This window comes from Anatilimnocola floriformis (assembly GCF_024256385.1).
GTDB lineage: Bacteria > Planctomycetota > Planctomycetia > Pirellulales > Pirellulaceae > Anatilimnocola > Anatilimnocola floriformis.
On sequence record NZ_JAMLFW010000001.1, the window covers coordinates 258,858 to 277,951 of the forward strand.

The 19,094-nt window shown below is 58.9% G+C and carries 19 protein-coding genes; 5 read left to right on the top strand and 14 right to left on the bottom strand.

Features of this window, described 5'->3' with window-relative positions:
- The first annotated feature begins 301 nt into the window (after window positions 1–301).
- Window positions 302–1,873 carry an esterase/lipase family protein gene (locus tag M9Q49_RS35685; protein WP_254506718.1) on the top strand — a complete coding sequence of 524 codons (1,572 nt, stop codon included), beginning with the start codon at window positions 302–304 and terminating at the stop codon, window positions 1,871–1,873.
- Here the strand turns inward: M9Q49_RS35685 and M9Q49_RS01010 are convergent.
- The 8 genes from M9Q49_RS01010 to M9Q49_RS01040 all read right to left on the bottom strand — a co-directional run bounded on the left by M9Q49_RS01010 (window position 1,848) and on the right by M9Q49_RS01040 (window position 7,210).
- Entirely contained in the window at window positions 1,848–2,342 is a 495-nt protein-coding gene (locus M9Q49_RS01010; protein ID WP_254506719.1) for a DUF4198 domain-containing protein, read from the bottom strand. The genes M9Q49_RS35685 and M9Q49_RS01010 overlap by 26 nt on opposite strands.
- Window positions 2,343–2,362: 20 nt before the next feature.
- Window positions 2,363–3,298, bottom strand: a complete 936-nt coding sequence (locus M9Q49_RS01015; RefSeq protein WP_254506720.1) for a DUF1559 domain-containing protein — start codon at window positions 3,296–3,298, stop codon at window positions 2,363–2,365.
- Between the two features lie 97 nt (window positions 3,299–3,395).
- Window positions 3,396–3,797: a bleomycin resistance protein gene (locus tag M9Q49_RS01020; protein ID WP_254506721.1), complete on the bottom strand. Its 402-nt coding sequence runs from the start codon at window positions 3,795–3,797 to the stop codon at window positions 3,396–3,398.
- Window positions 3,791–4,009 (bottom strand): glycosyl-4,4'-diaponeurosporenoate acyltransferase CrtO family protein, encoded by a 219-nt coding sequence (locus tag M9Q49_RS35915; RefSeq protein WP_390843094.1) that lies wholly within the window; start codon window positions 4,007–4,009, stop codon window positions 3,791–3,793. Before M9Q49_RS35915 ends, M9Q49_RS01020 begins: the two co-directional genes overlap by 7 nt.
- On the bottom strand, window positions 4,006–4,377 hold the full coding sequence (locus M9Q49_RS01025) for a hypothetical protein (RefSeq protein ID WP_254506722.1): 372 nt from the start codon (window positions 4,375–4,377) through the stop codon (window positions 4,006–4,008). The genes M9Q49_RS35915 and M9Q49_RS01025 overlap by 4 nt, the downstream gene beginning before the upstream one ends.
- Window positions 4,378–4,419: 42 nt before the next feature.
- Entirely contained in the window at window positions 4,420–4,650 is a 231-nt protein-coding gene (locus tag M9Q49_RS01030; RefSeq protein ID WP_254506724.1) for a hypothetical protein, read from the bottom strand.
- Between the two features lie 78 nt (window positions 4,651–4,728).
- Window positions 4,729–6,207 (bottom strand): S8 family serine peptidase, encoded by a 1,479-nt coding sequence (locus tag M9Q49_RS01035; protein ID WP_254506726.1) that lies wholly within the window; start codon window positions 6,205–6,207, stop codon window positions 4,729–4,731.
- Between the two features lie 433 nt (window positions 6,208–6,640).
- On the bottom strand, window positions 6,641–7,210 hold the full coding sequence (locus M9Q49_RS01040) for a hypothetical protein (protein WP_254506728.1): 570 nt from the start codon (window positions 7,208–7,210) through the stop codon (window positions 6,641–6,643).
- Window positions 7,211–7,382: 172 nt separating this feature from the next.
- Between M9Q49_RS01040 and M9Q49_RS01045 the strand changes: the two genes are divergently transcribed.
- Window positions 7,383–7,868 (top strand): PF20097 family protein, encoded by a 486-nt coding sequence (locus tag M9Q49_RS01045; protein ID WP_254506730.1) that lies wholly within the window; start codon window positions 7,383–7,385, stop codon window positions 7,866–7,868.
- Window positions 7,869–7,881: 13 nt separating this feature from the next.
- Here the strand turns inward: M9Q49_RS01045 and M9Q49_RS01050 are convergent, their stop codons facing one another.
- A complete protein-coding gene (locus M9Q49_RS01050; RefSeq protein ID WP_254506731.1) occupies window positions 7,882–8,793 on the bottom strand; it encodes a FliM/FliN family flagellar motor C-terminal domain-containing protein in 912 nt (303 codons plus the stop codon).
- 318 nt (window positions 8,794–9,111) lie between these two features.
- Here M9Q49_RS01050 and M9Q49_RS01055 point away from each other — a divergent pair, with 318 nt between their 5' ends.
- On the top strand, window positions 9,112–10,542 hold the full coding sequence (locus M9Q49_RS01055) for a thioredoxin family protein (RefSeq protein ID WP_254506732.1): 1,431 nt from the start codon (window positions 9,112–9,114) through the stop codon (window positions 10,540–10,542).
- A gap of 48 nt (window positions 10,543–10,590) precedes the next feature.
- On the opposite strand, the gene M9Q49_RS01060 is transcribed toward M9Q49_RS01055, so the two are convergent.
- Both M9Q49_RS01060 and M9Q49_RS01065 read right to left on the bottom strand, forming a co-directional pair.
- Entirely contained in the window at window positions 10,591–11,694 is a 1,104-nt protein-coding gene (locus M9Q49_RS01060) for a hypothetical protein (RefSeq protein WP_254506733.1), read from the bottom strand.
- Window positions 11,695–12,253: 559 nt separating this feature from the next.
- Window positions 12,254–13,942 carry an MFS transporter gene (locus M9Q49_RS01065; RefSeq protein ID WP_254506734.1) on the bottom strand — a complete coding sequence of 563 codons (1,689 nt, stop codon included), beginning with the start codon at window positions 13,940–13,942 and terminating at the stop codon, window positions 12,254–12,256.
- A gap of 243 nt (window positions 13,943–14,185) precedes the next feature.
- Here M9Q49_RS01065 and M9Q49_RS01070 point away from each other — a divergent pair, with 243 nt between their 5' ends.
- Window positions 14,186–15,721 (top strand): sulfatase family protein, encoded by a 1,536-nt coding sequence (locus M9Q49_RS01070; protein WP_254506735.1) that lies wholly within the window; start codon window positions 14,186–14,188, stop codon window positions 15,719–15,721.
- 179 nt (window positions 15,722–15,900) lie between these two features.
- On the opposite strand, the gene cyaB is transcribed toward M9Q49_RS01070, so the two are convergent.
- The 3 genes from cyaB to rph are packed head-to-tail and all read right to left on the bottom strand — an operon-like array spanning window position 15,901 to window position 18,235.
- Window positions 15,901–16,461: a class IV adenylate cyclase gene (cyaB, locus tag M9Q49_RS01075; RefSeq protein WP_254506736.1), complete on the bottom strand. Its 561-nt coding sequence runs from the start codon at window positions 16,459–16,461 to the stop codon at window positions 15,901–15,903.
- A 5-nt stretch (window positions 16,462–16,466) separates the two neighbouring features.
- The gene (locus M9Q49_RS01080; RefSeq protein WP_254506737.1) at window positions 16,467–17,519 is read right to left on the bottom strand and encodes a thiamine phosphate synthase; all 1,053 of its coding nucleotides are present in this window, start codon (window positions 17,517–17,519) and stop codon (window positions 16,467–16,469) included.
- Complete coding sequence (gene rph / locus M9Q49_RS01085) at window positions 17,519–18,235, bottom strand: ribonuclease PH (RefSeq protein WP_254506739.1); 717 nt, start codon at window positions 18,233–18,235, stop codon at window positions 17,519–17,521. Before rph ends, M9Q49_RS01080 begins: the two co-directional genes overlap by 1 nt.
- A gap of 199 nt (window positions 18,236–18,434) precedes the next feature.
- Here rph and M9Q49_RS01090 point away from each other — a divergent pair, with 199 nt between their 5' ends.
- Window positions 18,435–19,073, top strand: a complete 639-nt coding sequence (locus M9Q49_RS01090) for a sigma-70 family RNA polymerase sigma factor (RefSeq protein WP_254506741.1) — start codon at window positions 18,435–18,437, stop codon at window positions 19,071–19,073.
- Window positions 19,074–19,094 lie beyond the last annotated feature (21 nt).

A 19,094-nucleotide genomic window follows, 5' to 3' on the forward strand; every position in this document is an offset into this window, starting at 1 on the left:
CGAAATTCCTGCGAGCTTGCGGCGCAGGTAAGATCGCCACGTTTTGAGCTTTGTGCTCAGCAAGTGGCTCCGGTGGCTGCTGGCACGTTTTTTGAAAACGCGGCACGTCAATTGTCGATATCAAACGGACAGAGTCCCGGAGGGGCTTGCGACTGCATCAGGAGGATTGCTGCCATCCTACTGAACTGCCGTCCTGCCTATGCTCGGTCCTGCCAACAGAGTATTTGCCCTTCTCCTATTGGGAAGCGGGTTCATTCTGTCTGGCTGTGTATCGCCGCGCGCGTTGACTCGCTGCGAAACGGTGCAACTCTTCACAGCCAATGCCGACGCGGTTGCCGTTCGTCCTCTTTCGCAATTCGTCGCCGAGCCTGCTGGTGACGGTCCTGTCGAAGCCTGCTTCTGGGAATGTGCCCGCCAATGGCAACAGTTGCCCGCTGCGGATGAGTCCGTGGGACGGGCCGTCGAGGCGAACTGCGAATCGTACAACGCCGCGGTGTGGCAGCTCTTCGCAACGGCCTGCCGCCAAGGGCGAATCAATCCAGTTCACGGGTTGGCAGTGCGGTGCGGAACAAAATCGTTCACAATCCCGATCGATTATTGTGGCTTCCCCTGGCAGCCGGATGACTTTGTCCGGATTCATCTGCCACCCACCGGAACCGATCCGTTGCTGCAACGGCGATATGAGTGCGCTGGCGTGGGTTGTCCGCTCGTGGTCGAGCGCGTGCGCCGCGAATGCAATCCGCTGGAAGCAAAATTCTTTCCCGAGAAGTCTTTCTTCGCGGCGACCTTGGTTCTGGAGTTTGAAGGCCCTGCTGCGAATGCCAAGCTGACGTTTTATGATCCGCTCAGCGTTCGCACTACCAAAACTGGACAGCCGCTCGCAAAGGATCTCACCGCGCCTCTGGCGATGACCTTGGAAGCGGCGCCGCGAACTTATTTCGCCGGCTTCATCGAGCCGGGCGGCGCGACGAACCAGCCGCGCTTGACCATGCTCGAGCCCTATCAGCCTGGAAAAACTCCGCTGGTGTTGATTCATGGTTTGTTCTCCGATCCGCAAAGTTGGGCGGACATGATCAACGACCTGCGGGCCGCGCCGGGATTTTCGCAGCGGCATCAGATTTGGGTTTTTCGCTACCCGACAGGCCGCGGCTTTCTGCAATCGGCGACGGCGCTGCGCACCGAAATGCGAGCGCTGGTGGCCGCGCTCGATCCTACGAAGAGCGATCCCGCCCTGCATCACATCGTGCTCGTGGGCCACAGCATGGGCGGGCTGATCGCCAAATTGCAAGTGACTCACTCTGCCGAACTGGTTTGGAACGAGCTCGCGAACCAGCCGCTCGAGACCATCGCCACGTCGGAACAAGCCCGCGGCTTCTTGGCCGAGAACTGCTACTTCGATCCGTCGCCGAATGTCGACCGGGTTATTTTCATCGCCACGCCGCACGCTGGCTCGGTGACATCGAGCGGCTTGGTCGGGCGTGGGGCTTCGATGCTCGTGGAAACAGCCCCCACGCAAGCAGCCATGCACCAACAACTCATCGACGACAACCCCGGCACATTTAACCCGCAGTTCACCCGCCGGCTTCCCACGAGTATCGACATGCTCGAGCCGCAATCGCCGCTGCTCGACGTGATGCGACAGATGCGCGTCAACCCATGCGTGAAGCTACACAATGTGATCGGCGCCGCAGTGCCATTGTCGCTCGATGGTCCGTCCGATGGCGTGGTCTCGGTGCGCAGCGCCAAGCATCCCGGTTGTCAAAGCGTCATCGCGTTCAACGCCATGCACTCGAAGGTGCACCGCGACCTGCGTACAAGCTGTGAAGTGCTGCGAATCCTGAATACAACTACGGCGCAGCAGCCGTTGCCGTGAATAGCGGTAGGTCGATGAGATTCTGGCCCGCTTTGATTTCTGCGCTCAATCCACTGGCCCCCAGCTGCTGGTATTTTTCGGGAACAAGCTTCGGCTGCGACGCCGCGGATTTTGCCAGTTGCTTGAAATACTCGTCGGGAGCGGGCACGCCGACCGCAGGCCTATTCGGCGCAGTGCTCGCGCTCGTCGCGGCAGGCTGACTCACGGTGACTTGATTCAGGCCGAGGTACGCGCCGTCATTTTCGGCGATCGTCGTCAACGCGAATTTGCCGTCGGCGTCTGTTTGTCCGAACGACCATTTGGGCGAACCTTCGCGCATGAAGCACACCGTCGCGCCGGCCAGCGGTTGACCGTCGAGCGTTACGCGGCCGGTGACCGGCGCCAGCGGAGCGCCTTTGCTGCCGCAGCCCAAGACGCCGACGACGATCAACGTTGCCAAAGCCAGAGCGATACCGGAAATGCGATTCATGCGAACCTTGTCGGCGATTCTCAGTAGGCGGTGACGACCTGGCCATCGCTGCGACAGCCTAGTCGTTGGTAGTTGAGGTATTCGATGCTGTCGTTCAGAAAGTGCACCGAGCCGTCGGCGAACACAAATTGAACTCCCCCCGGGTGCTGCGATTTGAAGCCCATGTCGGTACTCCAGTTCGACCAACCGTTGCACCCAGAACCGGTGTTACCCGGCCCTTCGTTGGGACAGGTGGGATAGTTCAACGGCGCCGCGGTGCTCACAAACCATTGCTGCCCGTTCCACCACGGCAGTTGAAGGTGCGTGCTGCAACCCGGTCGGACTTCGCCCATCGCAATCACATTCGAAGTGCCGTCGGTGATTTCCTTGAGCGCGGCCGCCCACGGATAGCGCGAGAAGAGCCCAGAGATTTGCGTGCTGTCGGTCGCGTTGCCATCCGCCGAGGGGCCGGTGCCGAAAACATTTCCTGGATAGATCGAACAGTTCGGAGTGTTCCGCTGCTGCGAGCCTTGGCTGGGAGCGTAGGTGACCACTGCTGAGCCCGTCGAATTGAGCGGGCGCGACGTATCGGTGGGACAACGGAACAACGGGAGCACCATCTTTTTCAAGACGGCATCGGCATCGATCTGCGCGACCACGTCCCCCTGCATATCCAGCTTGTCGTAGAAATTGTTCCCTTCGCAAAACTGCAGCAGCTTGACGTGCATCGGACCTTTGCGATTGGCAGCCGCGGGGTACCACGCCGAATTCAGCGGCAAGCGTTCGTGGACGTCGTGATAGTTGTGCAGCGCGAGCCCAAATTGCTTCAGGTTGTTCGCGCACTTGATCCGCCGAGCGGCTTCGCGAGCCGCCTGCACGGCTGGCAGCAAGAGGGCGACCAACACTCCGATGATCGCGATCACGACCAACAATTCGACGAGCGTGAAAGCCGGTTTCTTACCAGATCGGTGCTGCATCTCAATGAATCCCCAGGCACGCAGAGAACGTCGAAAACGTCCGCGGAGAGAGCAGACTGCAGAGGTGCGATCAGATTGATCGGGCGGGATTGATTTGTCAAGCCTCAGTCGCGGGCTTGCTGCCAGCGTCATGCGAACTTCCACTTCGCACAAAGCGAATGCTGTTGCCATCCGCATCCTTGACGTACATCTCGCGATTACCCCAGGTCTGGTCGGTCGGTTCGAGAGCGATCGGCACACCCCTCGCGACGAATTCCGCATGCAGAGCGTCGACATCGGTGACGAGAAAATTGATCACACCACCGGCCACGCCATCGCCGGAGAAAGATGATAAGTGCAGCACGACTCCATCGCGAACCAAGCCCAGGTAACAGGGATCGGCTCGCAACTCATCAGGGCGATAAGCGAACGTCTGCCGAAATCCGAGACCAGCGCAGTAAAACTGCTCGGCAGCAATCGAGCTCGACACGTGCAGCACGGGGATCGCTAACTTCAGCATTCAGTGCCTCGGTTTACCTTTCTGCGCGCCGCAACAATTCTCGCCACCCGCCCCCGGTTCCAGCGCTGCGTGATCAGCGGATAGAAATGAACCAAGAGCGTGATGATCGCAAAAGTGAACCCAACTCTCGCGTGACCAGTCGCTGCGTATCCGAGCGCCAAAGCGAGTGTGATGACGCCCCCAACCAGATGCGCGCCTTCGGCAAAGTTCACTGCCGGAGCAAGTTCTCGAGATCCGCCTGGCGAGTCATCCTCACGGCAGGGTTGAGCCAAGCAAGTGGTGTCTTTCGCAATAACCAGCGAAACGCCTCGACACCGGCGTAGCGATAGATTCCCCCTTCACGCTCCCACCAGGCAAAACGAAATCGCCAGGGATCCAGCCGCAGCAAAAAACTTTGCGTGGCGAGCCCGACGAACCCACCGATCACCCAAGTCAGCGAGAAAGCAAAAATAACCGGATGCCTGTCGACATCGGGCACTGCGACAACCATCCCCACCATTGCCAGGATGGATAAAACGCCCGCCGTCAACAACCACCTGGCGTGCGATCTGGAATCGATCGTCGTACGCCAAGCGTTCATGTTTCGTTGGCTTCTAAAGAGGGAGTCACCGCTACAACGCTGCTATTGAGCAGTGTAATCGGTCCTCTCCTTTTCGATCACCGATACGCCATTTACTGCCTCCAGGCTTTCCAGGGCCGTGGCTGGCGCCTTGCCACTGAGCACACCGATATCATCTAGAGTCTCGGTGAGAACAAAGCCCTTCGCCTTGAGCTTGGTGGCCACGGCGGACAACTTGCTCTTGTGCGAATCTTCGACCAGGACATTGATATTAATCAAACTAGGCTTGGCCATGGATTGGTCTCCTTATACGACCAATCCTATCATACCGCGCCGAGAATGAACGTGCTGGCCGGCGTTACAACAGTCACACTAGAATTGCGGCGCCTGAACGAGCCCGACACCCACATCGCGAGACGAAATCGACAGTCGCCGAGCATTGCTCAGCAGCAGTTGCCATAGCGCGAGCGCGGGAGTGTTCGGACGAGCTTCCAGCCACATCGCCGCGATTCCCGCGACGTGAGGCGTCGCCATGCTGGTGCCCGAAATCGTGTGATAACGAGCAGGCCAGGGTCGGCCACCACCGGCGGGTTGCACGTTCGCGGGAAACGGCGTCGGTACCGAGGAGAAGACGGCGCCACCGGGACCCGCCAGATCGACGCCACCGCCACCACTTACTGGGTTGATCGTGCCGTTGGAAAACGCGGACACTGCCAAATTGGAATCGAGCGAAGCAACTGCCATGATCGATGGACAGTTGGCTGGCCGACCGACGGGCCGCGGCGGGTTCAGCCGCAGGCCGGTCGATAAACTGCGACTATCGTTTCCTGCCGCCGCAATAATCAACGTCCCCGGGTTCGAGTTCAGCGCGCGCTGGGCGATGTTCTCATACAAGGGCGAAAAGCTCTCACCAGGCTGCACGGGTGAACCAAGCGACATGGAGATGATGCGGCAGTTGTTCGCGATGGCCCAGTTGATGCCAGCGAGAATGCCGTTATCTGCACCCGATCCTTGATTGCTCAAGACCTTGCCGACAAAAATCGAACCGCCAAAAGAGCAGCCGTAGCGGCGCACGCCTCCTGCCGGTTGTTGGGGCCCGAGCGCCGTGCCGATGCAATGGGTCCCGTGCCCGTTGAAGTCGTCCACCGCCTGGCCGGAAATAAAGGATCTACTGGTGACGCTTCGGCCTACAAAGTCGGGATGATCGAGATCAAACCCAGTATCGAGCACCGCAACGCGAATGTTTCGGCCGGCAAATCGCGAGGTATTCACGCGTGTAGCCTGCAGGCCCCAGGTGAATTGGGCGTTGTCGGCCGCTTGAATGGACGCCTCGAGTTCCGAGATCGCATCTGTCGGCTGCTGCGATCGCAGCTGATCGTAAAGATGATTCACCGCATCCCGATATCCCTTTAAATACTCAAAGGGAAACGCTGGCTCATTTAACGCATACATGATGCGCTCGGGTTCGACCGCAAGAATGTCGTTATTGCCTTCATCATCAGCCGCAGCGCGCAGATCGCCGGCCTGACGCGGATCAACGTCGACTACCGCGACCTTGATTTCATCCAGGTACAAAATATCTGCCTGATCGGCCTGCTCCATATCGACCGCGCTGTTGGCAAAGCTCGACGCGCTGCACACATCCGAAGCACCGCAGGCCGACTTGATGGCTTCCGTAGCCTTCTTTTCGCTCACATCTGCGCGGAGTAGCACCAGGTATTTCCCCGTATATTCCCCTGCCGTCGCATCGCCCACCATCGAGGAATCGGAGCCCTCTGGGGGAAGAACTGGCGCCGCCGGCGGCGGATTGCCCTGGGGACGAGTACGTCCACGACCACGAGTCTTAGCCATCAGCAAATCTCCTCAAATGAAGCCTGCCAAGTTGGAGCAAAACTGCCAAACATGCCTGAAGAATGCCAATTCCCTTTAGCCAGGTACTCCCGACTTATTGCCGTCTAATGCCCCACCAATCCGTGGTGATAGCCGCCGCATTGTATGTAGTGTCAATGAGCGGTCAACTAATACTGAAAAATTAACAGATGACTAACATTGCATTTTGTTATACGTCTCAACATGAATCGGTGACAAAACATGTCATATTGCTATTAGATACTTGGTCTTCTTAAATACGCGTAGCGAAGACTGGCTGTGCCGGGAGTCGAACAGCGGCTCGTGCTTCGTCCATACATTTATTAGACGCACTACGCCGGACAACTTTGGTCAACCGCGCATCGCATTTCGCTTCTGTCACGACCTTGCGTGATCTTGCGTTCGGCGCAACCTCTTACGTATAGCGAAACGTAGGGTACATCTTCTTCAGCGCCTGACCGTGGGCTTTCATTTCGGCGGTCGTTGGTAGGCGAATGGCTGCTGCTCGCACTTCACCATCGGCCATGCGGTCGTAGCCCCAGAAGATCGCTACGAGGTGGTGGACGTGTTTGTCGGTCACTTCGGTGAGCGCCAGAATGAATTGCGTCCATACTCGCCCTTTGTCCGGCTTCGGATTCTGGGGTTCGTCCGAAAATCCGGGCCCACTCCCATTTTTCAGATCGTCTGCGGTCCAATAGAAGGGCAGAAGGTCGTCGGCTTTGCAGGTGCCCGGCATCGTGGGCAGATCAAACTTGTGCAGGCTGGGCGTGCCATAGCCGAATGGGTCCACAATCGTTTGCTGCTTGCAAACCTTGGCGAAGACATTGTTGCTCGTGAACGTCTGCACCCACTGAATCTGCTTGCCGGCGACGACGGGCACATTGTGCTCGACGTTGATCTTCATGCCGGTCTTCGTTCTCTCATAACGCGTGACCTGAATCTGCTTCCCCTTGTGATCCCCTTTCGCGATTTTGAAAGTGCGCACGACGACACTCCTCTCACCAAAGAATGCGGAGAAACAGCTAGCCCAGGGGCACCGGTCTACCTAGCGCAGAAAGCTGGGAAATGTTACATCCGGCCGGCGAAATGGTACGATCTTTACCGGCCAGGCGGCCTGCAAAGCCATTTCCTCCACCTCGCGCCATCGGACCTCTCTCATGCTCAATCGTCCGCAACACTCCAAAGCCGCGCCGAATTACTTCTTCGAGTGTGGCCGTTGTCGCCGACCACAACATGTCGGCCCGCAGCAAGCAGGCAGTAAGCTCGACTGTCCTTGCGGCGTAACCAACGTCGTGCCGTCGATCATTCATCTGCAGAAATTGGAGCCCGGCACATGCCCCGCATTTGCTCCTTCGCAAACCAGCCCACCCCCAGTAGCGACTGCGTCTCAGGCGGCCTATCCGCAGCCAGTTCCGACAACGCCTCGCTGCCCGTTCTGTTCACAGCCGATGCATGCGGGCCGGATTCTCGGCGATCGCTATCAATTGAAGTGGCTTTACGCCAATAGTCCCACGTTGCTAGGCATCTGGGCCGTCGGCGGAATCCCAATCGGCCACGGCGGGTTCATGCAGTTCAACCGCCCGCACGTCTGGGGCTGGCGATGCGCTGGGTGCGCCAAGATCATCGTCGACGAGCGGGCCTAGTTAAGTGCCTGACCTACCCACGCCGGCCGCGTACCGACCAGAATCGTTCATCTGGCATCACCATTGACGTGATCCTCACGCCGAACTTCTCGCCGACTTTTACGGCTTCGCCAACCGCGAATGAGTTGTCGCCGACAGCCAGCGACAACGGCTGTTCGCACGATTGATCAAACTGAATGATCGAGCCCGGGCCGATCTCGAGAATCCGGCCGACAGGCAAATTCGTCGTCGCCAGCGAAGCGACCACCGCGACTTGAATCTTCAGCAAGCTCCGCGTGAACGGCGGCAACGATGGAATGCCGTCTTCAAATTCCTGCGGGGCCGGCGCCGCTGAAAAGCGCGCACCAATCGTCGGTGTCGGCGCGACTGAAGTCGGTTCGTATGCGGCTGCTGGCGGCGGAGCAGCCGCAGCAACGGGTGTCGGAGCCGCCGTCAGCAAAGCACCGTCGGCCACCCCGAGCAGGATCGCTTGCAGCGTGACTTCGCCATGCTTGATCGTGAGCGGCAACACATCGACGCCGCCTGCCGGCTGACAGCGGAGCAGCGCTTCCTGCAGATTTTCGATCCGCACGACAGCTTCGCTCGTCGGCATCAGATCGGCGGGGAGCGCGATCATGCCGAGCTCTTGCGCGAGCGTAGCTAATCGACTCTTTGCCGAAGCATCGGGCGTGGCCAACCACTCGGGAAAGGCACTCGTTGGATCGGCCACGAGTAACGCAATCGCGCCGCTCGCCTGACCCAGAATCACCGCTAGGCCGGCTGCGTTCCATTCATCGCGCGAGACCTGCGTCAGCACATCGGCAGGTTCGCCGAACGAAAACTCTGCCGCCGTGATAGCAAAGGCCCGCTGCCAGGCTTCGGCAGCTTCGCTGGCTCCCTGTTTGAAGGTGGAGACAATCTCGGGAGTAATGCTAGGCGCAGTCATGTCTGCAATATCGGCCAATTCGCCGCCAAACTTCGCCCTGCCCGCAAAGTCTTCCCAATTGCAGACCAACGAATTGCAGATGGCAGATTTCAGATTGCAGATTGAAAGACGATAGCATCCACTCCTCCTCAATTTGCAATCTGCCATCTCAAATCTGCAATCACTCCTCGCTAGCAGCCACCCCTGGCCAAACTTATCGCGTTTTTCCCCGCAAGCGGTTTTGCGGGTGTATTCGTTAAGGTCAACTTGCCGAAGAAAAGGATGCGACGCGGGCAGTTCGCGCCCGTTCGTCGTCTTTTCCTCGCGAAGGTTGCGACTATGGCCGTCCGAACATTGCTCACTCGGGGATTCCTGTTCGCTTGCACGCTGCTGGCGATGTCGGCCAGGTTGTCGGCCGAAGATCAGATCCCCTGGGCCGAAGACTTCGCCATCGCTTGCCAACAAGCGGGCGCGCAGGGCAAGCTGGTACTGCTGCACTTCTATTCCGACGACTGCCCGCCTTGCGTGCGCGTCGAGAAGAATGTCTTCAGCCAACCCGAAGTCGGCGCCGCCATCGGTCGCACTTGCGTGCCGGTGAAAGTGCATGCTCGCAAAACGCCGGCGCTCGTCGCCAAGTATCGCGTGCAGGCCTGGCCGACCGACGTCTTCGTCACGCCGGCAGGTTTGGAATTGACCCGCACCGTCAGCCCGCAATCGCCGACCGATTACATCTCGATGGTCAACACCGTCGCCATCAGCACCGGCGCCGGCGTGGGCAAATCGAATAACAACGGCACGATCACGCAAGTCAGCGGACAGACCGCGACCAATTACATGGCCGCCGGCGCCGCTCAAACCGCTCAGCAAATGCAAGCGACCGGACAGCAGCTGCAATCCGGGGCCCAGCAAGCTCAGGCATCCGCTCAACAAGCAGCCCAGCAACAATGGCTGAACGCTCAAGCGCAAGCCAATCAATACGCAGCCCAAGCCAACCAGTATGCGGCGGGTGCTCAAGCTCAGGCCGGTCAATATGTGGCCGGCGCTCAGGCCCAGGCCAGTCAATACGCTGCCAGCGCTCAAACCCAAGCGAGCCAATACGCTGCCAGCGCTCAACAAGCGGGGCAGCAGTTCTCGCAAAACACTCAACAACAAACCCAAGCCGCCGCCGATCAAGCCAAGGAAGTGATCAACCGCTACTCGCAGCCGTACGCACAAGCGGCCGCCGCGGGTGGCTGGCAACCGCCGGGCTTCGCTGCTCCTGCTGCTGCACCAGCGGCTGCTGTAGCTGCCGCAGCCGCTCCGCAGTTCGCACAGGCCAGCGCTCCGCCGCAGAATCCACAACCAGCAGCTCAACCGCAACCGCCAGCCGGTGGTGCGAACGTCGCGCTGGCTTCGGGAACTTATCCCGTAGCGATGGAAGGTTTCTGCCCGGTCACGCTTGCCGTCGAACGGAAGTGGAAGAAGGGTCAGCCGCAGTTTGGTGCTGTGCATCGTCGCCGGACCTTTCTCTTTACCTCAGCTGCCGAACAACAAAAGTTCCTCGCCGAGCCCGATCGCTACAGCCCCGTCATGGTCGGCTACGATCCGGTCAAGTTCATGCAGACCGGCGAGCTCGTCGATGGCCGAGCCACCTACAGCCTGACCTATCGCAAGCAGGTCTACCTCTTCAACGACGACACTTCGCTCAAGTCGTTCTGGCAGAACCCTGGCCAATTCACCGAAGGCCTCCGCCAAGCCATGACGCAGGCCGAAAGCAAAACGCTGCGATAGTGCACACAAGCCCGACGCGCCAGCGAGGGAACCATCGCCGGGCGGCTGCTACTGCTTCTTCGGCGGGTGGATCGGGCCCCAACTATATTGCCCGCCGCCCGGCCGTTCTGGTGGCGGATCGAAGTCCCACTCACTGCGTCCCCGCAACTGATTGTTGCGGCGGCGGGTCGTGAGTTCTTCGAACGTTTCGCTGCGAGGATTGCCCTTCTCGTCGAAATACACGCCTTGCACAGCATACTTGTCATAGTGCGGATAGTCCTTGAAGGGCTGCGCCGGCCGACTCGCACTACTGTCTTTTAACAACACCTTTTCACGAGTTCTGTTCGCACTAACCTCTTGTTGTTTCTCACCTTGCGCCGAATCGAACTCTTTTTCGCACAACACTTTCTCACTGTTTACAACAGTTTCACCACTGTCTCCACCATAAGACGCGTCTCCCTCGTAGGCCGAACCATTGGTTCGTCCCTGAGGCGGGTACTCGCTCAAAGCAACTCCTGGCAAGTCACTCGCCTCCTCCAGCGGCCTAATTACCACGCCCCGTTGCTTCAATTCCTCGGCCCAGGCTCCGGGAATCCCTTCATCGCCGGGCGTATCGAACAAGCCAATGAAGACGCGACGTTTGACTTCACGATAGGCCTCGACCGGTGTTATCGGCAGCGCCTCAGGAACGCGCCCCGTGACCGACACATCGACGTTGCCGTGCCGATCAAAGCCCTCGAACTCAATGAGCCGCTCGGCAGCCAGCAGCACGTTCTTAAAAAGACGGCTGTCGCCGCTTTGTGTCACGGCGTGGGTTTCGGCGACGACCTCGCCCTTGATCGTCCGATTCTTGCGCACGATCTTCGGCTGTTGCGAACCTTGCCAGGCCGCGACCGCTTCGTTGAGCAGATGCTCGAGCAGCATCCGATGAGCTCGCCCGGCCTGCCGCAATCGCTCGACCCGATTGAGCTCCTGAAAACCCTCTGGCACGGGCAACGATAACCACACCTCGACCCGCTTCACGATCGCGCTGACCCGTTGCTGCGTCAGGCCGTATTCCTGCCCGACTGCAACTTGATTCCTCCGCTGAATCTTCACCGCGTTGTAGATCAGACGATCCCGTTCCCGCACTCGGATCGGTTTGAGCGGATCCTTCGGCTTTTTCTCAGACATGGCGACTCTCCTTCGAAAAAAAGAAACACCCGTTTCAGGAAGTCCGAGCCGTAAGGCGAAGGTTTGGGCGAGTCGACACGGTTGTTGGCAACGTGCGGCAGCACTACGGAGTTGGTGCTACGGCACGTTGCCAGACCGAATGTCCTCGCGCCCATCTCCTTCGCCACACGGCTCGGGCTTCCTGGTTGCATCGCTCACTGTTTTTCGCCGCAGGGCCTCATGCCAAAAGATCTAATCTCCGCCTTCACTGGCCTAATTACCGCCACTCGCCCACCAAGCACTGGCGAAAGGACGCCAGTGGCACACCGGACTTGGCTCCAGCTAGATAGTGTACGTATGTTTATTAAATAAGTCAAGAGATGCTGCGATTGTTTGTTCGACTGAATCGCGAATAAGAAATAACTTGTGTTGCTACTTGAGATAATTCGTTCACAACGACATTGGCCAAAAAAAGAAAGGCCACCGACGGGAAGTCCCGTCGATGGCCTTGGAGTTCGAAGCCGGAGGCTAGCGCCTGGCGGCTGATTGCGTCATTCGAAACGCAGGCATGGACGAAGCCTTAGGCTTCGGCAATGCCCGTGGGTTGCTCGTGAATCTTGATCGCTTTGTATCCGCCGATCGACTTGAAGTAGATCAACAGAATCAAGTAAATCCCCGCCATAGTTGCTGGGATCAGGCTGTCGGTCCGGAGCGTGCGACGATCGCCTTCGATGTCGGCAGCGGCCACCTTCTTTTGCTCATCGGTCGCCGTGGGCTTGTCCGCGATCTTCGGATCCTTGGCGGCCTCTTTTTCCTTGTTCACTGCTTCTTTCGCAGCGCCCAACAACTTGCCATCGAGACCGGTTGCCTTCGGGAACACGAGGAACGCGCTGGGCTTCTCGGCTTTGTACTTTTCAAACAAGGCCGGATCGACCTTGGCGACTTCTTCGCCCGAGTAACGATCCTTGAAGTAACCGAGCCCCTTCGAGCCCACCAGACCAGCCGACATCATGCCGATGCCGCCCATGATGCTGATCGCCACAGCGCCCGAACGCGGAAAGCGATCGCTGGCGACCGCGAGCATCGTCGGCCAAAAGAACGTCTTGCCAATGCCGTACACCGTCAAGGCGAGCAACGCCATCACGAACGAGGTCGTCATGCTAGTTAGGTTGAGGCCGATGCAGCCCAGGATTGCACAGACCAGCAGAATCGCGATCGGCGACATCTTGAGATTCTTCTCGATGAATTCCGAGCAGAACCTCAAGAAGAACATCACCGAGGAAGTGAACACGAACAAAATCTTGCCTTCGCTGGACGACAGGATGTTGCCCGTGATGTTTTGAATCCAGCCATCGGTGCCGAGTTCAACCGCGCCCACCAACGCATGCGTGATGAACAGCACGAAGAGGAGGAACGAGCCGATCGAGAACTTGGTGATCACACCGATCAGAATCAGCAGCACGCCGCCGATCGCATAGCCGAGATACATCGGGATTGCCGATTCTTTGTCGGCGAAGAACGGCTTGAAGAAATCGCCAAAGAAGAGTGCGATCAAATAGCAAACGACCAAGCCGCCGAGGATACCGACGTCTTTGAACATTTCGCCCAGGCTGAGACCTTTTTCCGAAGCTTCCGATTTCGGAAATTTCTGGCCAATGAACATGATGCCGTAGAGGGCGGTCGGAATGAGATACAGCGCGAGCTGATACTTCCAGTGGATCTTGAACATGTCGTCGAGCACCCAGCCGAGCGCGCTGCCAAGAACCAGACCGGCCGGCCAGCTGGCGTGCAAGATATTGAGGTAGTGCGTGCGGTTGTTCGGGAACAGCGTGGCCACGAGCGGATTAGCCACGGCTTCGAGCGTGCCGTTCGCGATGGCGAACAGAAACATGCCGATGGTGAGATAGAGGCTCGCGCTATTCTTGGCGGCTTCGAGGGCTACCTTGTCGAGCGAAGCGACATTTTCAGGAGCCATCGCGGCGAAGGTCACGACTGCAGAGGCGATGTGAAATAGGAAAGCGGCGGCAACCAGCCAGCCGTAACCCACCTTATCGACGACCACACCGCCGATGATGATGCCGAAGCAAAATCCCGTGAAACCGGCAGCGCCGATCGCACCGAGTTCGGTGGCAGTGAAACCAAACTCACTCCCCCAGTTATCAAAAATGCCGCCGCGAATCGCGAATCCCACGCCGGCGGCGAGGATGGCCATGAAACCGGCCCACAACAGGCGATAGGCGTTGGGGGCCACTACATCGGACGATTTCATGCGCACTAGCTCCAGGAGAGGATTTCGACGCCATGTTCATTCACAGCGCCTGCTTTTCAGCGAAATCAAGCAAGCTCGCCAATATAACTAGCCCTGCTGGCAAAGCAATGTTGAATGACGGAAACTTCGCCCACAGCGGGCGATAGCGGCGATTCTGGCGGCGACCAGCGCTCGTTGACCGTGCCGATCAGGCAATCAATACTGGCCGTTCCCCATCACTCTCGCGCCACCATCAAGTGCCCTATGCCCGCCTTTCGAAGTCGTGATCTCTCGCTGCTCGCCATCGCCTTTGCTTTGCTGACGAATCACCTGGGCCACTGCCAGGAAAAGCCTGCCACCCGGCCGCCGAACATCGTGGTGATCATCGCGGATGATCTCGGCTATGGCGATGTTTCCTGCAATGGCGCGACGGAGATTCAAACGCCGAATATCGATCGGCTGGCTGCGGAGGGGCAGCGGTTCACGAGTGGCTATTGCTCGGCGTCGACTTGCACGCCCACACGTTATTCACTGCTGACCGGCACGGCTGCCTTTCGCGTGAAAGGGACCGGCGTAGCGCCGCCCAATGGCGCGGCGCTCATTCGTCCCGGCACGGAAACACTGCCGTCGATCTTGAAACGGGCTGGCTATGCGACGGCCGTGATCGGCAAGTGGCACCTCGGGCTCGGTGATAAGGCACCCGATTGGAATGGCGAGCTCAAGCCTGGGCCGCTTGAGATTGGTTTCGATCACTGCTTCCTGATGCCGACGACCAACGATCGCGTGCCGCAAATCTTTGTCGAGGATCATCGCGTCCGCAATCTCGATCCCAAGGATCCCCTCTGGGTCGGCGACGCCAAGCTCGCCGAAGATCATCCGACTGGGCAATCGCATCGCGACACGCTGCGGATGAATTGGGCGCAGGGGCACAACGGCACGATTCACAACGGCATTAGCCGCATCGGCTATTACACCGGCGGTATGAAGGCCCGCTTTCGCGACGAGGACCTTGGCGATGAATGGGTCAAGCAAGCCGACGCCTGGATGGAGCAGCAGCGCGACAAGCCGTTCTTTTTGTACTTTGCCTCGCACGACATTCACGTGCCGCGGATGCCGCATGAACGCTTTCAAGGGAAGTCGAAGCTCGGCTTTCGCGGCGATTCGATTTTAGAATTTGACTGGTGCGTGGGCGAAGTTGTGAAAAGCCTCGATCGCCTCGGCCTGACGGAAAACACGCTCGTCATTCTCTGCAGCGACAACGGCCCGGTGCTGAACGACGGCTACGTCGACGGCTCGGTCGAGAAAATCGGCGATCACAAACCGGCAGGCCCTTACAGCGGCGGCAAGTACAGCGTGCTCGAAGGTGGCACACGGATTCCCTTCATCACGCGCTGGAAGGGCCGCATTCCGGCCGGCGTGAGCGAGCAGATGGTCTGTACGATCGACTTCGCTGCCAGCCTCGCCGAACTCACCAAAGAAAAAATCGCCGACGACGGTTGCCTCGACAGTTTGAACGTCCTTGGCGCCCTCCTCGGCGAACCCGGCGCGAAAGGGCGCGACTATCTACTGCAACAAGACAACAGCGGCAACAACTTCGGCCTGCGCGCCGGCGATTGGAAACTGAGTCGCACAAAGGCCGGCATGGGAAAACAAAAAGCCCAGGGCGAAAACGTCTACAAGCTCTTCGATCTGAAAAAAGATCCCGCCGAGAAAACAAATGTCGCGGCGGAGCATCCCGAGGAAGCGAAGAAGCTACAGGCGTTGATGGAGAAGGTGATTGCGGATGGGCGAAGTCGGTAACGCCCGCGAATTGCACAGGTAGCCCGACGCGTGAGCGGAAGGGGGAGCAGCGAGCGAACCTGGCCATCAGCAACGTGCGTTAGCACCATAACGGTGATGCGTAGCCCAAATCTAAACCACTTCCTTTGGTGCTGCCGCACGTTGGTGAATCATGTGACCACTTGCAGGGCCCCTTCCGCTTACGCGTCGGGCTTCCTGTTCAGCAGCAGCATTTCGAGATACCCACGCCGTTCGGTTTGCGTGAGGTTCAACCGCGCGGCGAGTGCGAGGATGGCGTCGCGGGCGGCGGCGAGGGTGTTTTCTTCGGCTTGGATTTCCAGTTCCACGAAGCTGCCGACTTCGGCGACTTCATCGAGACAAACTTCGACGGACCAGGCTTGCCAGGTGAACGTTCCCTTGGTGCGGATCTTGCGCACTTCGGCGACGCGGCGGAAGCTGAGCGTTTCGAGGAGTTCGCCGAAGTGAGCGAGGCCATCCTTGCCGGCGGCAATCGGAAGTTCGATTTCGCGGCGGGTTTTGGTGGCGGCGTCGAGCTTCGGGCCTTTGTAGGTGATGACGTTGTCACTGCCCATTTGTCGCAGACGAAGGGCTTCGTCGGTTTGCACGAAGTCGCGGGCTGGGTGATTGAAGTAACAATCGACTTGCTCTTCCGGCGCATGCCAGGCAATGTCGAAGGCGGCGAGCTCGCGCTGCAATGCAGCGGCGTCGGTGAGATGGAATTTCAGTTCGACTTCTAGCATGGCTACTAGCACAGCCTCGCGTGAAATTGCCGGGCGACTTCGCCAGGGTTTGCTGCCGAAGTGATCGCGCTGCTGACGGCCACGCGCGCGAGCCCTGCTGCTTGGACTTCGGCAAGATTCTCCAACGTCACACCGCCGATGGCAAATGCCGGCAGGGTGATTTCGGCGGCCACCTGCTGCAGGAAAGGAACGCCGGGAAATTCGTCGAACGATTTGGTGCGCGAAGGAAACGTCGGCCCACAGCCGAGGTAATCGGCTCCGGCGAGCACGGCAGCGCGGGCTTGTTCGATGTTGTGGGTCGATACGCCGATCTGCAACTGCGGGCCGACGAGTTGCCGGACCTGCGCGACGCTGAGTTCCTCTTGGCCGACATGCACGCCATCGGCGCGAGCGAGCAGCGCCAGATCGGGCCGATCGTTCATGATGAACAGCGGCTTGGTTTCGATCTTCGCCCCGTCGATCAAGCCGCGAAGAACGATGCCACGAGCCAGCAGCGTGCGATCATCGAGATTCTTGTCGCGCAGCTGCAGCACGTTCACGCCAGCGAAAATTAGATCGCTGACTAACTCTGCAAATTCGGTTTCATTCGCACAGCCATCGATCAACACATACAGCCGGCGATTCTGCCAGACTTCGCTGCTGCGTTGATTCACCGCGCAGGCTTTGGCGAGCGTGTACGACTGGTAACGAATCTGCTCAAACTCTCCGCCGCTGCCGAGCAACTTGGCAAACTCTTCGATCACGCGCAGGGCCTGCGTCACGCGCTGCCAATTGGCGGCGACGAGTCCGGCGGCGGAGACTCGTTGAGTTTCCTGCGGTGTGGTGATCGTCGTACCGACATCGCCGAGGGTATCGCGGGCGAAAACTCGTTCACCGCGCGGATCGAGCGTTTGAATTGCCGTCGTCAGGTCGTGACGTAACCGCTTGCAGCCGCCGGCGAGGAATTCGTCGTTCAGAATGAAGCGCGCGTGATCTTCGACGACGCGCAGCCCTTCGACCGCGCGATTGAAATTGGCGTCGATCGTGCGCAGAGCAGCGGCTTGTTCGGCGGGCAACATTAAAAGGGCCAAGTTTTGGCGAGAGCTTTCTTTTGAATTTCCGTCAGCTCGGTGATCCCCTTCCGCGAGAGCTTGAGCAGCGCGGCGAGTTCGTCGTCGCCAAAGGTGGCTTCTTCGCCGGTCCCTTGAATCTCGACAAAGCGGCCACGGCCCGTCATCACGACGTTCATATCGACATCGGCGTCGACATCTTGAACATATTCGAGATCGAGCGTTGGTTTGCCATCGACAATGCCCACGCTGATTGCGGCCACGCTGTCGCTGAGGGGATATTTCGCCGGATCGGGCAATTCTTTTCGAATGGAATGGATCGCATCGACGAGTGCTATGAGCGCACCGGTGATGCTCGCCGTGCGCGTGCCGCCGTCGGCTTGCAGGACGTCGCAGTCGACCCAAATCGATCGTTCGCCGAGGGCTTTGAGATCGACAACCGCTCGCAGACTGCGGCCGATGAGTCGTTGAATTTCCGTGGTGCGGCCGTCGACCTTGGCACGATCACGGCCTTTGCGCGGGCTGGTGCTGCCGGGGAGCATGTTGTATTCCGACGTGATCCAGCCCTTGCCTTTGCCGGCCATCCAATCGGGGACTTTGTTATCGATGCTCGCGGTGCAGAGGACGACGGTCTCGCCGGCTTGATAAAGAACGCTGCCTGGCGTGGCGCGAGTGTAACCCCGTTTGATTTTGACGGGACGAAGTTCGTTAGGTTTGCGTGTCATGGGGCTATCGTGGCGGAATCGGCGATTGGCCTCAAGGGGTTGGCTGCCTTCGCGTTGGTCAATTTGTCGTGGTCAGATCATTACAATCTGATCGGAGCGATCTTTCTCCCCGGCGTGCGGTAGCCCATCCCTGCATTTGTGGATAGAATTCCGCGCAACGGAACGACAGAGAAAATCAGCGAGGAATTGTCCTTCACCCATGAGTTCGCAGGACAACGAAGAGAGCTTCGGCAACGATTCGGTGCTGGTTCACCTCCTGCAGCAGGCCAGCACCGGCGACAAGCCTGCCCTGGAGCAATTGTTTCAGCGGTTGTATCCCTACATGCTGCTGTGTGCTCGCAACGAACTCGATTCCGATCTGCGGGCGCAGGTCCGCGAGTCGGATCTGGTGCAGCAATCGCTGCTCGAAGCGCACCAGGATTTTCCCAAGTTTGAAGGGCGCGATGTCCACACGCTCATCAAGTGGATTGAGACCATTCTGAAGTCGAACGTCGCCGATCTGCGCCGTCGCTACGATGCTCGCAAGCGACAGGGCGTGGAGCCCGCTGTCTCGCTCGACGACAGCCAGTCGAGTTTTGCTCAACAGGTGAAGCAGAATTTGTTCGATTCAGGCCCTGGCGAAGTTGGTGCGTCGAGTACGGCCGACAGCGCTCTGGAACAAGCCTTGGCGCGCTTGACCGAAGATCATCGCGAAGTGATTCTGCTTCGGCATCGAGATAAACTGTCGTTTGCCGAAATCGGCGAGCGGACCAATCGCTCAGCCGATGCGGCCCGCATGTGCTGGACGCGGGCCGTCAAACGGCTACAGTCGGAGTTGACCGGCGAACCGGACGAATAGTACTTTCGTTGCAGGCCCAAA